The 14,917-nt window shown below is 72.0% G+C and carries 11 protein-coding genes and 1 pseudogene; 6 read left to right on the top strand and 6 right to left on the bottom strand.

All coding sequences use genetic code 11. From position 1 onward, the window contains the following. Position 1 precedes the first annotated feature (1 nt). Together IE212_RS03720 and IE212_RS03715 are read right to left on the bottom strand one after the other, a co-directional pair. The gene (locus tag IE212_RS03720) at positions 2-1,258 is read right to left on the bottom strand and encodes an arsenic transporter (RefSeq protein ID WP_190196602.1); all 1,257 of its coding nucleotides are present in this window, start codon (positions 1,256-1,258) and stop codon (positions 2-4) included. A gap of 295 nt (positions 1,259-1,553) precedes the next feature. Beyond that, complete coding sequence (locus IE212_RS03715; RefSeq protein ID WP_190196222.1) at positions 1,554-3,941, bottom strand: SpoIIE family protein phosphatase; 2,388 nt, start codon at positions 3,939-3,941, stop codon at positions 1,554-1,556. 180 nt (positions 3,942-4,121) lie between these two features. Here IE212_RS03715 and IE212_RS03710 point away from each other — a divergent pair. From IE212_RS03710 to IE212_RS03700, 3 genes and pseudogenes are all read left to right on the top strand, one after another. Next, a pseudogene (locus tag IE212_RS03710) lies at positions 4,122-4,404 on the top strand (hypothetical protein); the annotation flags it as partial. Between the two features lie 158 nt (positions 4,405-4,562). Next, positions 4,563-6,806: a glycoside hydrolase family 9 protein gene (locus tag IE212_RS03705; RefSeq protein WP_190196221.1), complete on the top strand. Its 2,244-nt coding sequence runs from the start codon at positions 4,563-4,565 to the stop codon at positions 6,804-6,806. A gap of 80 nt (positions 6,807-6,886) precedes the next feature. Then, positions 6,887-7,678, top strand: a complete 792-nt coding sequence (locus IE212_RS03700; RefSeq protein WP_190196220.1) for an alpha/beta fold hydrolase — start codon at positions 6,887-6,889, stop codon at positions 7,676-7,678. On the opposite strand, the gene qcrB is transcribed toward IE212_RS03700, so the two are convergent. Both qcrB and sigJ read right to left on the bottom strand, forming a co-directional pair. Beyond that, positions 7,638-9,152 (bottom strand): cytochrome bc1 complex cytochrome b subunit, encoded by a 1,515-nt coding sequence (gene qcrB, locus IE212_RS03695; RefSeq protein ID WP_190196219.1) that lies wholly within the window; start codon positions 9,150-9,152, stop codon positions 7,638-7,640. The two genes, IE212_RS03700 and qcrB, sit on opposite strands and share 41 nt — an antisense overlap. After that, entirely contained in the window at positions 9,149-10,081 is a 933-nt protein-coding gene (sigJ, locus tag IE212_RS03690; protein ID WP_190196218.1) for an RNA polymerase sigma factor SigJ, read from the bottom strand. The genes qcrB and sigJ overlap by 4 nt, the downstream gene beginning before the upstream one ends. A 186-nt stretch (positions 10,082-10,267) precedes the next feature. Here sigJ and IE212_RS03685 point away from each other — a divergent pair, with 186 nt between their 5' ends. The 3 genes from IE212_RS03685 (at position 10,268) to IE212_RS03675 (ending at position 12,835) form a co-directional block, all read left to right on the top strand. Continuing rightward, positions 10,268-10,513, top strand: coding sequence for a hypothetical protein (locus IE212_RS03685; protein WP_190196217.1), 246 nt, complete (start codon positions 10,268-10,270; stop codon positions 10,511-10,513). Between the two features lie 3 nt (positions 10,514-10,516). After that, positions 10,517-10,894 carry a toxin Doc gene (locus IE212_RS03680; RefSeq protein ID WP_190196216.1) on the top strand — a complete coding sequence of 126 codons (378 nt, stop codon included), beginning with the start codon at positions 10,517-10,519 and terminating at the stop codon, positions 10,892-10,894. Positions 10,895-11,200: 306 nt separating this feature from the next. Continuing rightward, entirely contained in the window at positions 11,201-12,835 is a 1,635-nt protein-coding gene (locus IE212_RS03675; RefSeq protein ID WP_190196215.1) for an RICIN domain-containing protein, read from the top strand. Positions 12,836-12,872: 37 nt separating this feature from the next. Here the strand turns inward: IE212_RS03675 and IE212_RS03670 are convergent, their stop codons facing one another. Together IE212_RS03670 and abmR are read right to left on the bottom strand one after the other, a co-directional pair. Continuing rightward, positions 12,873-14,042 carry a lactate 2-monooxygenase gene (locus tag IE212_RS03670; RefSeq protein WP_190196601.1) on the bottom strand — a complete coding sequence of 390 codons (1,170 nt, stop codon included), beginning with the start codon at positions 14,040-14,042 and terminating at the stop codon, positions 12,873-12,875. A 144-nt stretch (positions 14,043-14,186) separates the two neighbouring features. Then, complete coding sequence (gene abmR / locus IE212_RS03665) at positions 14,187-14,744, bottom strand: ATP-binding transcription factor AbmR (protein ID WP_190196214.1); 558 nt, start codon at positions 14,742-14,744, stop codon at positions 14,187-14,189. Positions 14,745-14,917 lie beyond the last annotated feature (173 nt).

The following is a 14,917-nucleotide window of genomic DNA, read 5'->3' as shown; positions in this document are numbered from 1 at the left end:
TTCAGGTCCCGACGACGGCCAGCGACAGCCACAGCGCCACCACGGCCGGCACCAGCGCCGCCGGAACGGCGAGCAGCCCGAGCCGCGTGAACTCCCCGAGCCCGACCCGGTGCCCGTGCTGCTGCACGATCCGCCGCCACAACAGGGTCGCCAGCGATCCGGCGTAGGTCAGGTTGGGACCGATGTTCACACCGAGCAGCACCGCGAGCACGGCGCCGGGGCCGGCCCCGGCGGTCAGCGGCAGCAGCACCAGCACCGCGGGAAGGTTGTTGATGAGGTTCGCCAGTACGGCGGCCAGGGCGGCCACGCCCAGCAGTGCGAGCAGGCCCGAACCGTCCGGCAGCACCCGGTGGAGCGCGTCGGCGAGCCCGTGGTCGACGACCGCGCGCACGACGACGCCGAGCGCGAGCACGAACGCCAGGAAGGCGGGAGCGGCGGACCGCACCACGGTCAGCGCGGTGGCCCGCCTGCGCAGCAGCGCCCGCCCGGCCAGCACCAGCGCTCCGGCCAGCGCGGCCCACGCCGGTGCGATCCCCACGGCCGAGGCCACGACGAACCCGGCGAGCGTGCAGCCCACGGTGACCAGGGCGAACAGTGGCAGCTCGGGGGGCCGCTCGGCGCCGGGGGAGGGGAGAGCGGTGGTCAGTTCGTCATCGAAGTAACGCCTGAACACCAGGTACTCGGCGCCGATCGCCACCAGCCAGGGCAGCGCCATGAGGGCCGCGAACCTGGTGAAGCTCAGCCCGCTCGCCGTGAACGCCAGCAGGTTGGTCAGGTTGGAGACCGGAAGCAGCAGCGAAGCGGTGTTCGACAGATGGGCACAGGCGTAGAGGTGCGGACGGGCCGTCACGCCCATCCGGGTGGCGGTGGCGAGCACCACCGGTGTCAGCAGGACGACCGTGGCGTCCAGGCTGAGCACGGCCGTGATGACGGAGGCCAGGGCGAACACAGCGGTCAGCAGCCGCCCGGGGCGCCCCGCGGCCCAGCGGGCCATCCACGCTCCGCACGCCGTGAAGAGCCCTTCGACGTCACAGAAGTGGGCGAGCACCAGCACGGCGGCGAGGAAGCCGGTCACGGGCCCCAGCCGCTGGATCTCCTCCCACGCGTGAGAGGGGGAGATCACGCCGACGGCGACGGCCAGCCCGGCGGCCGGAACCGCCACCACGGCCTCGGGCAGCCCCCGCGGACGGGCAACGGCCCACACGAGCACGGCGACCAGCAGCGTCACGGACAGGACTTCGGCGAGCGGGGTGTTCAGGGCGGGGTCCTCCGGGGCGTGGTCAGGCCGTGCCCGCCCATGAAACCAGGCTTGGGTAAGAGAACCACGCCGCGGTCCCCGCGACGGCCCGGGGCCGCCCGTCGTGGCGGCGCCGGCCGCAGGGAGTGGTCGGGTCTGTCCGTTGTGGTCGCAGGGGATCTGTGGTCGGCTCTGCCTGCCGTGGCCCGCGTCAGCCGCAGGGGATCGGTGGCCCGGCCCATCCCGATGTGGCCGGTGCAGCCGGAGAGGACCGGCGATCCGGACTCCCGCCGCCCGGGCAGCCGCACCGGGCCGGTCAGATCTCCTCGGGGAGCAGCGCCAGCTCGGCCCAGATCGTCTTGCCCTCGGCGGTGTGTCTGCTGCCCCAGCGCTGGGTGAGCTGGGCGACCAGGAGCAGACCGCGTCCGCCCTCGTCCCAGGTCTTGGCCCGGCGCAGGTGCGGCGCCGTGTGGTTGGTGTCGGACACCTCGCAGATCAGCGTGGACGCGTCGTGGATCAGCCGGAGCCGGATGGGCGGGGCGCCGTAGCGGATGGCGTTGGTGACCAGCTCGCTCACCACCAGTTCCACGGTGAACGTGGCCTCGGCCAGGCCCCAGCGGTCGAGCTGGTCGACCACCTGCTTGCGGACCGGGGCCACCAGCGCCGGATCGGCGGGGATGTCCCAGGTGGCGACCTGGGAGGCCGGCAGGCCGCGGGTACGCGCCAGCAGCAGGGCCACGTCGTCGGCGGATCCGCCCGGCGGGAGCAGCGCGTGCAGCACGCGGTCGCAGATCTCGTCCAGGGAGTCGGCGGAGGCCGACAACGCCTCGAGCAGCATCCGCTGACTCGCGTCGACGTCCCGCTCGCGGCTGGCGAGCAGCCCGTCCGTGTGGAACGACAGGACGCTGCCCTCCCGCAGTTCCACCTCCGCGGCTTCGAACGGCAGGCCCCCGACGCCGAGCGGCGGCCCGGAGGGCAGGTCGAGCAGCCGCGCCGGGCCGTCCGGCGGTACGAGCAGCGGCAGCGGGTGCCCCGCCCGGGCCAGGGAGCAGCGGCGCGACACGGGGTCGTACACCGCGTACAGGCAGGTCGCGCCCACCTCCCCCGTGCCGGCCTCGACGCCGGACTCCTGGGAGAGCCGGATGACCAGGTCGTCGAGGTGCGTCAGCAGCTCGTCGGGAGCCAGGTCGATGTCGGCGAGGGTGCGCACGGCGGTGCGCAGCCGGCCCATGGTGGCCGAGGCCTGGATGCCGTGGCCGACGACGTCCCCGACGACCATGGCGACCCGCATCCCGGACAGCGGGATCACGTCGAACCAGTCGCCGCCGACGCCGGAGCGGATGGCGGGCAGATAGCGGGAGGCCGCCTCCACCGCCGCGGTGCGCGGCAGGGTGCGCGGCAGCAGGCTGCGCTGCAGGGTGAGGGTCGTCTCGCGCTCGCGGGAGTAGCGGCGGGCGTTGTCGATGCAGACGGCCGCGCGGGCCGCGACCTCCTCGGCCAGCAGCACATCGTCGGCGGTGAAGGGTTCGGGGCGCTGGAATCGGGTGAAGACCGCGACGCCAAGAGTCGTGCCCCTGGCCTGGAGCGGCACGGACATCGTGGAATGTATGCCGTACTCGCGGACCCGCTGGAAGCGGGCCGGGTCCCAGGCGAGCCACTGCTCGAGAGCGCCCTCCGTCCCCGAGGCCACGATCGTGTGGCCCAGGATGAGTGAGGCGGCCTGTGGGGAGTTCTCCGGGTAGACGTCCACCTGCCCCGGCTTGACGACGGCCTCCGGGCTGTCCGGATTGACCGACTGGTGGGCGGACCGGCGCAGACTCACCGGCGAGGTCGGGGGACCGGCGGACTCGCCGCCGTGCTCGCGTACGTCGAGCAGGTCGACGCTGACGAAGTCGGCGAGCGCTGGCACGCACACGTCCGCCATCTCCTGGGCCGTGCGGGTGACGTCGAGGGTGGTGCCGATGCGCACGCTCGCCTCGTTCACCAGCTGCAGCCGCTCGCGTGACCGGTACTGGTCGGAGAAGTCGTGGGCGGTCACGCACACGCCCCGCACCTGTCCCGAGTCGTCGGTGATCGGCGCGATCCTGGCCAGCCAGGCGTGCGCTCCCCGGCTCTCGCCGCTGGCCTTCATGTACGCCTGCATGTCCTGCCGGCGGCCGGTGCTCAGCACCCGGCGCAGATTCTCCTCGAACTCCCGGTTCTGCGGCCGGCTGCCGATCTCGGTGGGTTTCAGCCCCCGCAAACGGTCGGCGGGCAGTCCGAGCAGGTCGGCCATGGCGTCGTTGAGCCCGCGAAGCCGCAGCCGGTCGTCGAAGATCATCATCGCGCAGGGTGACTGCCTCACGGCCGCCCGCACCAGCGGGTCGTCAGGCAGCTCCGCATCGGCGGCGTCCGGCGGGGACACGGCGACCCAGTCGACCGTCTCCACGCCGTCCGGCGGCCTGCGGTGCGCGAGCACCCACACGGACACCGTGTGACCGTCGCGGTGCCGCAGGGCGAGCACGCCGCTCCACCGACCGTCGATCGGCACCGGGGGAGGGTCCGGGCTGCCGGCCAGCAACTCGGCGGCCGGGCGGCCCACCACGTCGGCGGCGGTGTGGCCGAGCAGCCGGCGCGCGCCCTCACTCCACCCGGTGAGCGTGCCGTCGGCGGCGATGACGGCACGCGCGGCCACGCCATCGTCGAACGGCTCGTCCGGGCTCATCGTCGCCACTCCATACGGGCACTCACAGTGATTGGGGAGGCCACCAGAGTCCCAGCCTAGTCCGTGGAGGGCCGGCGTGAACCGGTGACCCCGCGCCCTCCGGCATCGCACTGCCGAGGCGCGGGACCGGCCGATGTGACGGCCGAGGAAGCAGGGAGCTTCCGCACCCTTGACGGTCCTGTGTGGCGTCCCGGAGGCGAGGCCGCCGAGGATGCGCACGGAGTGCCCGGCCGCCGCACCGTCGCGCTGCGCGACGGCTGGCGCTTCGCGCTGGTCAACCCCGGCGGGACCACCGACGCGGGCGGCGGCTACGCCGACGTCCGGCTTCCCGGGTACGACTACTCGGGGTGGCGCGAGATCGCCGTACCGCACGACTGGAGCATCGAACAGGCCCCCCACCCACGGCACCACCAGCGGCACCGGTTTCCTCCCCGGCGGTCTCGGCTGGTACCGCCTCGGCTTCGAGTCCGAGTCTCCTCGCAGACCTCCACCCGGTGAACAGCCGGTCCTGTCCTGACCGTTGACGGGGCGTCACATCAGCCACAACCATGGTCGGCGTCCGCATCTGGGAGCGCTCCCACACCGTGAGCGCCACCCGCCCCTCCGCAGAGGAGCCCAGACGTGAAACGACGCAGAACCGCCCTGCTGTCCCTGACGGCCCTCCTGGCGACCGCGCTCACCGCGCTGCCCTCCGCGCCGGCCGGAGCCGAGGAGACCGAACAGGTCAGGAACGGCACCTTCGACACCACCACCGACCCCTGGTGGGCGACCGCCAACGTCACCGCCGGCCTGTCCGGCGGCCGCCTCTGTGCCGACGTACCCGGCGGCACCACCAACCGCTGGGACGCGGCCGTCGGGCAGAACGACATCGCGCTCGTGAAGGGGGAGACGTATCGCTTCTCCTTCAGCGCGAACGGCACGCCCGCCGGGCACGTGGTGCGCGCGATCGTCGGCCTGTCCGTATCGCCGTACGACACCTACTACGAGGTGACACCGCAGCTCAGCGTCTCCGGTGACACCTACTCCTACACCTTCACCTCACCCGTCGACACGGACCGGGGCCAGGTCGGCTTCCAGCTCGGCGGCAGCGCGGATCCGTGGCGCTTCTGCATGGACGACGTCTCGCTGCTCGGCGGGGTGGCGCCGGAGCCGTACGAGCCCGACACCGGGCCCCGGGTCCGCGTCAACCAGGTCGCCTATCTCCCCTCCGGGCCGAAGAACGCCACCCTGGTCACCGACGCCACGGCGAGGCTGCCCTGGGAGCTGAGGACCTCCGCCGGGACGGTGGTCGCGAGGGGCACGACCGTGCCGCGCGGGGTCGACGTCTCCTCCGGGCAGAACGTCCACTCGATCGACTTCGGCGCCTACCGCAGGAAGGGCTCGGGCCTCACACTCGTCGCCGACGGTGAGACCAGCCGTCCCTTCGACATCGGCGCCGGCGCCTACGAGCGGCTCCGGCTGGACTCGGCCAAGTACTACTACACCCAGCGCAGCGGCATCGCGATACGCGACGACCTGCGGCCCGGCTACGGCCGCCCGGCCGGGCACGTGGGCGTGGCCCCCAACCAGGGCGACACCGCCGTGCCCTGCCAGCCGGGCGTGTGCGACTACTCCCTGGACGTCAGCGGCGGCTGGTACGACGCCGGCGACCACGGCAAGTACGTCGTCAACGGCGGCATCTCCACCTGGGAGCTGCTCAGCACCTACGAGCGGGCCCTGCACGCCCGCACCGGCGACGCCGGCAAGCTCGGCGACGGCACGCTCGCCATCCCCGAGAGCGGCAACAAGGTCCCGGACCTCCTCGACGAGGCCCGCTGGGAGCTCGAGTTCCTGCTCAGGATGCAGGTGCCCGACGGGAAGCCGCTGGCCGGGATGGCACACCACAAGATGCACGACGAACAGTGGACCGGCCTGCCCCTGATGCCGGACGACGACCCGCAGAAGCGCGAGCTGCACCCGCCGTCCACCGCCGCCACCCTGAACCTGGCCGCCACCGCCGCGCAGGCGGCCCGCCTGTACCGGTCCCACGACAAGGCGTTCGCCGACAGGGCTCTGGCGGCCGCCCGCAAGGCCTGGTCGGCCGCGCTCGCCAACCCCGGCCGCTACGCCTCCGACAGCGACGGCACCGGCGGCGGGGCCTACGCCGACAGCGACGTCACGGACGACTTCTACTGGGCGGCGGCCGAGCTGTACCTCAGCACGGGGGAGAAGCAGTTCGCGGACCACATCATCAAGTCCCCGGTCCACACCGCCGACATCTTCAAGCCCGTCGGCTTCGACTGGGCCCGCACCGGGGCGGCGGGACGCCTCGACCTCGCGACCGTGCCGAACAAGCTGCCCGGCCGGGACAAGGTGCGCCAGTCCGTCGTCAAGGGCGCCGACCGCTACCTGGCCACGCTCCTGGCACAGCCCTACGGCATGCCCTACGCGCCGGACGGCAACACCTACGACTGGGGCTCCAGCCACCAGGTGCTCAACAACGCCGTCGTCCTCGCCACCGCCTACGACATCACCGGCGCCTCGAAGTACCGGGACGGCGCGGTGCAGAGCATGGACTACATCCTGGGCCGCAACGCGCTGAACATCTCCTACGTCACCGGCTACGGCGAGGTCAGCTCGCACAACCAGCACAGCCGCTGGTACGCCCGTCAGCTCGACCCCAGCCTTCCCAGCCCGCCGAGGGGCACCCTCGCGGGCGGACCCAACTCGGGCATCCAGGACCCCTTCGCACAGACCAAGCTGCAGGGGTGCGTGGGACAGTTCTGCTACATCGACGACATCCAGTCCTGGTCGACCAACGAGCACACGATCAACTGGAACGCCGCCCTGGTCCGCATGGCCGCCTTCGTGGCGGACCAGGGATAGGTGCCGGACCGACCGAGCCGGGGGGGAGCCGGGGGACGCGCCGACAGGCCGCCCCCGGCGCCCCCGCGTAGTCTGGTGCCATGCACGCGGTGCGGGTAGGCGGCGTCGAGGTCGTCTACGACCGGGTGGGCCAGGGCCCGCCTCTGGTGCTCGTGCACGGCGCCATGACGGACGCCCGACTGTGGCGCGCGCAGGTCGAGGACCTGTCCGACGAGTTCACGGTGATCGCCTGGGACGAGCCGGGCTCCGGCCGCTCCTCCGACGTGCCGCCCTCCTCCGTCCTCGCGGACTACGCCCGTTGCCTGGCCGCGGTCGTCGAGGACGCCGGCCTCGGCCCCGCCCATGTGGTGGGTCTCGGGTGGGGAGGAACCATCGTGCTGGAGTTCTACCGGCATCACGCCGGACTCGTCAGGACGCTGGTCCTCGCCGACACCTACGCCGGCTGGAAGGGCTCGCTGCCCCACGCGGAGGTACGGGCGCGGATCGAGGGAGCGGAGCGGATGCTCGACGTCCCCGACGAGGACTTCGCGCCCACCATGCCGGGCCTGTTCGCCGGTGAGCCATCCGCCGACGCCGTACGCATGCTGTCCCTGATGTCGGCGGACACGCGCCGCGGGAGCATGCGCACGGAGCTCACCATCATGGCGGAGGCCGACCTGCGCGACCTGCTGCCCGGGATCGAGGTGCCGACACTCCTGGTGTGGGGGGAACTCGACGGGCGTTCTCCGGTGGAGCAGGTCGCCCGCCCTTTCCTCGAAGCGATCCCGCAGGCCACTCTGGTGGTGCTCCCCGGCACCGGGCACCTCAGCAACGTGGAGGCGCCGGAGGCGTTCAACCGGACCGTCCGGGAGTTCTGCCGTTCCCATACCTGAGCGGACCGGCCACGGCCCGGCGCGCCGGCTCGTGCCCGACGAGTTCCCCGGGCCGTTCGTGGGCGGTCAGGGTGTGCAGCCGGGCCTGGTCGAGCGGCTCGTGGACCTCCACGTACTCGCCGTGCGGCAGTCGCCTGATCACACCGGTCGCCCGGCCGTGCAGCACCAGTTCCCGGTCGCGCAGCCGCAGACCCAAACAGATTCGCCGGGTGACGACGAGGACGACCGCCGGCACGACGAACACGCCGATCCGCACGGTCCAGGTCACGGTGTTGATCGACAGGTGGAAGCGGGTCGCCACGATGTCGTTGCCGCCACCCGCCAGCAACAGCAGGTACAGGCTGATCCAGGCCGCCCCGACAGCCGTGCGCACCGGCCGGTCGCGCGGCCGGTCCAGCAGGTGGTGCTCGTGCCGGTCGCCGGTGAACCTGGCCTCCAGGAACGGGTACACGCCGATGAAGACCAGCAGCAGCGGGAAGACCACGACCGGGATCAGCACCCCCAGTACCAGCGTGTGACCCCACAACGTGATCTCCCAGCCGGGCATGATCCGTACCAGCCCCTCGGCGAAGCCGAGATACCAGTCCGGCTGGGCGCCCGTGGAAACCTGGTCGGCGCGGTACGGGCCGTACGACCAGACCGGGTTGATCGTCGCCACCGCCGCGATCAGCGCGAGGACCCCGGACACAAGGAAGAAGAAGCCGCCCGCCTTCGCCAGGTACACCGGCATGAACGGGGCGCCCACCACGTTGCGTTCGGTCCGCCCGGGCCCCGCGAACTGGGTGTGCTTGTGGTACACGACCAGTACCAGGTGAAGCACGATCAGCGCCGCCATGATCCCGGGGATCAGCAGGACGTGCAGCGAGTAGAAACGGGCCACGACGTCGTCGCCGGGGAACTCCCCGCCGAACAGGAACAGGGCCAGGTACGTGCCCACGACCGGCACGGACAGCAGCGCGCCGTGCACGAACCTCAGGCCCGTGCCCGACAGCAGGTCGTCCGGCAGCGAGTAGCCGAACAGCCCCTCGAACAGCCCGAGGAGCAGCAGCAGCCACCCGAACAGCCAGTTGACCTCACGCGGCTTGCGGAACGAGCCGGTGAAGAAGTGCCGCATCATGTGCGTCAGCATTCCGGCGGCGAAGACCAGCGCCGCCCAGTGGTGGATCTGGCGGATCAGCAGCCCGCCGCGCACGTCGAAGCTGATGTCGAGCGTGGACGCGTACGCCTCGGACATGCGCACGCCGTTCAGCGGCGTGTAACTCCCCTGGTACGTGACCTCGTTCATCGACGGATGGAAGAACAGCGTCAGATACACCCCGGTGAGGACCAGCACCACGAAGCTGTACAGGCAGATCTCGCCCAGCAGGAAGGACCAGTGGTCCGGGAAGACCTTGCGCAGGTACTTCCTGCCGAGCCCGTGAATGCCGAGCCGCCCGTCGAACCAGCCGGCGAGACGCTCACCCCCGGCGCTCACACCGCCTCCTGGGGCACGTGCGCCAGCTTGTCCGGGTTGGCGACGACGTAGATGCCACACACCCGGTCGCCCTCCGGAGTGAGGTCCAGGACCAGGACGGCGTAGGGGGCGTCGCCGTCGAACAGCACCGCGGCGTCGTCGCCGTTGACGCGCCGGTGGCGCCAGACGGGGTTGCGGGGGCCGCCGCGCCCGTTCGTGAGGAGCCGGGCCACCTTGTCCCGGCCGCGCACCGGGCGCAGGGCCGCCGGCCTGCGCTTGCCGCCGGCGTCCGTCCACGCCGTGACATCCGGCGCCAGGACCTCCATCAATTCGGCGATGTCCCCGCCGAGTGCCGCCCGCACGAACCGCTCCGTCGCCTCCCTGCGCACCCGGGGATGCGCCTCGTACCGCGGCCGCCGCGTGTGCACGTGTTCCCGTGCCCGGTGCGCCAGCTGCCGCACGGCGGCGGGGGAGCGGTCGATGACCTCGGCGATCTCGGCGTGCGGGTAGCCGAACACCTCGCCCAGGACGAAGACCGCGCGTTCCAGCGGGGTCAGGGACTCCAGCACCACGAGCATCGCCAGCGACACCGACTCCGAGCGCAGCACCGGGCCGTCGGCGGTGTCCGCGCCCTCCTCGGTGACCAGGGGCTCGGGCAGCCACGGGCCGACGTACGTCTCACGCCTGCGGCTGACCGCGGCCCGGCGCCGCAGCGCGTGGTTGACCGCCACCCGGACGAGATAGGCCCGGGGGCTGTCGACCCCGGCCAGGGGAGCGCCCCCGCCGCGGGCCGTCCAGGACAGCCACGTCTCCTGCAGGACGTCCTCGGTGTCGGCGACACTGCCGAGCATGTTGTAGACGACGCCGAACAGCAGCTCGCGGTGGTCGACGAACACCCCGGTCGCCTCGTCGAGCGGGGCGGCGGTGCCGGCTGCGGATGTCTCGGTCATGCGTGGGCCTCCCAGAAGCGCGCTCACCACTGCGAGCCGCGCCGGGGCCCGGAATGTGACATCGCACGGTGCGATGTGACACAGGTCTCAGCCGACAGGGGGTGGTGGTACTCCTTCGGTACCGTCGGGTACCACATGTGACCTGCACGTATTTACGAGTCAGTACCCGAGCGGTACCGTGAAGTCATGCCAGCTCTCAACGTGGAGTTCAGCGACCGCGAACTTGAGGACCTCCGGCAGATCGCCAAGGAGCGCGGTACGTCCATGAAAGCGCTCGTACGAGAGGCCGCCGCGGCCGACATAGCCCGCCACCGTGCCCTGCAGGAGGGCGCCGAGGCGTTCCGGCGGTTCTTCGCGAACCACGCGGACGAGTTCGCCGCCGCCTTCCCCGAGGACGAACCGTCCGTCAAGGGCGAAGGACGGGTCGCCTGACCGATGGCACCCGTCATCCACATCGACGTGCCCTGGCTGCTCCATCGGCACGAAGAGGTCCTGCCGGACCAGCCCACCGTCAATGACTTCTCCGCGCTGGTCGCCGCCGTCGCCCGGCACCGCGTCGACCCGCCGCGCCTCGGAGTGGACTCCGACGCCGCCTGGCGGGCCGCCGCGCTGCTGCACACCCTCGCCGTGCTCCGGCCGCTCCCGGCGGCCAACGCACGCTTCGCCTGCGCGACCGCCGTGGCCTACATGTTCGTCAGCGGTGTCGGCATCGACCCGCCCTACGGCGCCCTCGTCGATCTCGCCCGCGATCTGATGTCCGGCGCGACCGACGTCTACGGCGCCGCGGACCGGTTGCGCTCCTGGCAGATATGAGCGCCCGCGCACTGCGCGAAATGTCGAAAACCGGTGCGAGCGGCGTCTGTCCGTTCGTTTTCTGACTTTCTGTCAATGGGCTGGATGTTGCACAGGCGCCTTGTTGGCCGTGTGGGGGTTGTGCAAGAGTGAAACACACGTGCGGGGGGAATGGCCGGGTGTCGCACGTGATTTGCTGACCGGGTCCGATTCACCGTCGGTGAATTCGCACCTCCCGCGCCGCGCCAAAGAGGTACTCACCAACCGGGCTCCTTTTTCGGCGCCAGGACTCTGTGTGTCACATGAGCGTGGGAAGGAACCGTCTCAGTGCCCACCCCCCACCCCCCTCGTCCTCCGTATCCCCCGCCCGGCGGGGATCCCGGGGACTCCGACGAATCCCTTGCCGCCCCGCTCAGAGGCAGCCCGGAGGGCGAGGTCGCCGCCCGTTCCGTCGCGCTGCTGATGGCGCGGCACTGGCAGCCGGTGCACGACTACGCGGTCATCTGTCTGGCGTCGTCGGCGCAGGTCGCCGCGATGGTCACCGGGACCGCCTTTCACCGGACCCTCAACCGCCTGGCCTTCGGCGAGTCGGCCGTCGCACTGCGCCCGGCCCTTCTGGTGACCGTGCGCGACACGATCCGCGAGTGGTCCGGTGACGATCGGATATCCGCCGTCCTGCCCGCGTTGCAGAAACCCGCCGGCGGGCGCGGCCTGCGGGCGGCGACGTCCATGACGCCCGAAAATCGCGTCCTCGCGGAGCGGGCATTTCAGGCACTTCCCGCAGCCGCACGCTGTTTGCTGTGGCATGTCGAGGTCGAGGCAGATCCTTTAAGCCTCCCCGCCGGTCTGCTGGGCATGGACACCGACATCGCGTCGGCCGCACTCGAACAGGCCCGTGACAAATTCCGTGAGGGGTGTGTGCATGCCCATCGGGAACTCGCGCCGACTCAGGATTGCCGGTTCTACAACCGCCTCCTCGACGTGCCGATCCGCCGGGGCGGCGCACTGCTGCCCGACGTCCAGGACCACCTGGTGGAGTGCCGGTACTGCCGGAACGCCGCCGAACAACTGAGCCATTTCGAGGGCGTGCTGGGGCCGCTGATCGCCGAGGCGGTGCTCGGCTGGGGTGCGCGCCGCTACCTCGACTCGCGTCCGGGCCGCGCCTCGCACGGCACGCGCGGCGGACGCGCCGGCCGGCGCGGTGGCGGGCGACGGGGAGAGGGGCGGGCCGATACCGGACGGCACCGCCTGCTGTCCAGGCTCCCCGTACCCGTGCGCCGGGTTCCGGGCGCACGGGTCCCGGACGCGCTGCGCTCGTCCCGGGCGCTGCTCTCGGGCGTCGGGGCGGTGTCGGCCGGGGTGCTGGCGACCGTGCTCATCCTCAGCGCCTCGTCGTACGACGGCGGCCAGGCCGACCCGGCGGGCTCCAACAGCGCGGCCGGCTCCGAATCCGTGACGCCGCCGGACACGGCCGGGCTTCCCACGGCACCCGTCGTGACACGGCTGCGCAACGCCGGTGCCGACCTGTGCCTCGACATCCGGGACCTTCCGAAGGAGGGCTCCGGGACGAAGCTGGCGGAGTGTTCCACGGTGTGGACCCAGCAGTGGACGTACGAGAACGACGGGCTGCTGCGCAGCGTCGCCGATCCGGGGCTGTGCCTGGATTCCCACAAGGACGCCGGCGTCGTCGTCCTCGGCACCTGCGCCGAGGAGGACGCCGAGCGGGGCGACGACGTGCGCTACGACCTGACCGTGCAGGGGGAGTTGCTGCCCCGCTGGGACGAGCAGCTCGCCCTCACCTCCACGGACGACGATCCGGACGCCGACATCGTCGTCAAGGTCCGCGACCGGTCCGACGCGCAGCGCTGGCGGCCGGAGCCCCTGCCGACGGCGGCGGACTCCCTGTCGATCGCGCAGGACGAGGCGCCCACGGCACGGCAGGTGGCGTTGCCGGAGGGCTGAGCGGCCGGAGCCGGGCTGAGACCCCCTCCGGGACGTCTCAGCCCGGCCCTTCCGTGAGGTCGGCCGGCCCGATCGTGCCCGGTGTGGCGTGGCCCGACAGGGCCAGGGTGAGGTCGAGTTCGGCCAGGAGACAGCGGATGACGTGTTCGACGCCGGGCCGGCCGTCGAGGCCGAGGCCGTAGACGTACGGACGGCCGACGAGGACGGCGCGGGCACCGAGGGCGAGCGCCTTGAAGATGTCGTCGCCGGTGCGCACGCCGCTGTCGAAGAGGACGGTGAGCCGGTCGCCGACGGCCTCCACCACGCCGGGCAGCGCGTCCGCCGCCGCGACGGAACCGGCCACCTGGCGCCCACCATGGTTGGAGACGACGACGCCGTCCATGCCCGCCTCCACCGCCCGCCGGGCGTCGTCCGGGTGGAGGACACCCTTGAGGACGATCGGGCCGTCCCAGTGCTCCCGCAGGAACGCCAGATCCGGCCAGGTCTTGGACGGGTCGGCGAACATCCCGACGAAGTGCGTCACGGCCGCGTTCGGGTCCTCGTGCACCGGCTTGGCCAGGCCGGCCCGGAAGGCCGGGTCCGAGAAGTAGTTGGCCGTGCCGACGCCGTGCAGGAACGGCAGATAGGCCTGGTCGAGATCGCGCGGCCGCCACGCCAGCAGCGGCGTGTCCAGGGTGACGACGAGGACGCCGAACCCGGCCGCCTCCGCCCGGTTCAGGAAACTGCGGGCCACCTCCGGGTCCCTGGGCCAGTACAACTGGAACCACCGCTCCGCGTCGCCCATCGCCTCGGCGACCTGCTCCATGGGCGTACTCGACGCGGACGACAGGACGAAGGGCACTCCCTGCCCGGCCGCGGCCCGGGCCGCGGCGCACTCGGCGTCCGGGTGCATGATCGACAGCACGCCGACGGGGGCCAGCGCCAGTGGAGCCGGCAGGGCGCGGCCCAGCACCTCCACCGACAGGTCCCGCTCGTGCACGTCCCTCAGCACGCGCGGCACGATCCGGCGGCGCTCCAGGGCCGACCGGTTGGCGCGGGCGGTGCTGCCGCTGCCCGCGCTGCCCGCCACATAGCCGACCGGGCCGGGCCCGAGCCGCTGCTCGGCCAGCTCCTCGAGCCGGGTCAGGTCGGTGGGCAGCCGCGGTACGGCGCCCGCCATCCCGTTCAGGTAGATCTCGTACTGGAAGTCCGCCCAGTGCCTGGCCACCGTACGCAACCGCCTCTCGTCGTCTCCTCGCCGAGACCGTGCCGCCGAGCCGACGATACCGATCGTCATGCGGGCAACTCGGCGGCAGGGTCTGCCGACGGGCTGCCTGCGGCGGGGGGTGCGGGCAGGTGCGGATGCCGTCGGTCACTCCTCGTCGTCCGCGTGCGGTCCGTGGTCCGGCCCGGTGTCCGGTCCCTGGGCCCGCACCCGCCGCACGTGCTCCAGGGAGTCGCGCAACTCCGTGAGCCAGTCGTCGGTGTGACGCTGGACGAGGCGCACGCACCAGGCCAGCGCGTCGCTGCGGCTGCGGGCGACGCCGCCGGCGATCAGGGTGTCGAGGACCTGGCGCTCAGGCTGGCGCAGCCGCGTCATGACGGGCGCGGCCACATGGGTGAACAGTGCGCGGCGCCCGCCGCACTCCACACCCCAGGACACCTTCCGGCCGAACCGGTGCTCGGCCTCCCGGGCCACCGCCATGCGGTCCTCGCGCGTGCGTTCCCGGAACTCCTGCACCCGGCTCTCCCGAGCCGCCTCGCGTTCGGTGGCCGGGGCGTCCTCGGCCAGCCGGGGTTCGGGGATGCGGCCGATCACCGTGATCTCCTCGCGGTCGACCGTGATCTCGGTCAGCTCCTCGAAGAGGTCGTCGGGAAGGCGGCCGGCGAACCAGCCGCGCAGCTTCTCTCTCTGTTCATTGGTAATCATGTAATGACGATTACTCGCCCGGAACATGAACGCAAGGGGTCGTGAAGTGGTCGGCTCAGAGCGGAATCGGAATGTTTCAGGCCTATTAACGAGCACACGGAAATCGGCCATCTGGCCGCTTCGCGCCCCCGTAGACCGTGCAGTTACAGGGCTCCGGCCATGCTGGTTCCGTA

Source organism: Streptomyces djakartensis (assembly GCF_014651075.1).
Lineage (GTDB): Bacteria > Actinomycetota > Actinomycetes > Streptomycetales > Streptomycetaceae > Streptomyces > Streptomyces djakartensis.
Note: the sequence above shows the minus strand (reverse complement) of the source record. Positions and strands in the feature narration are given on the sequence as shown.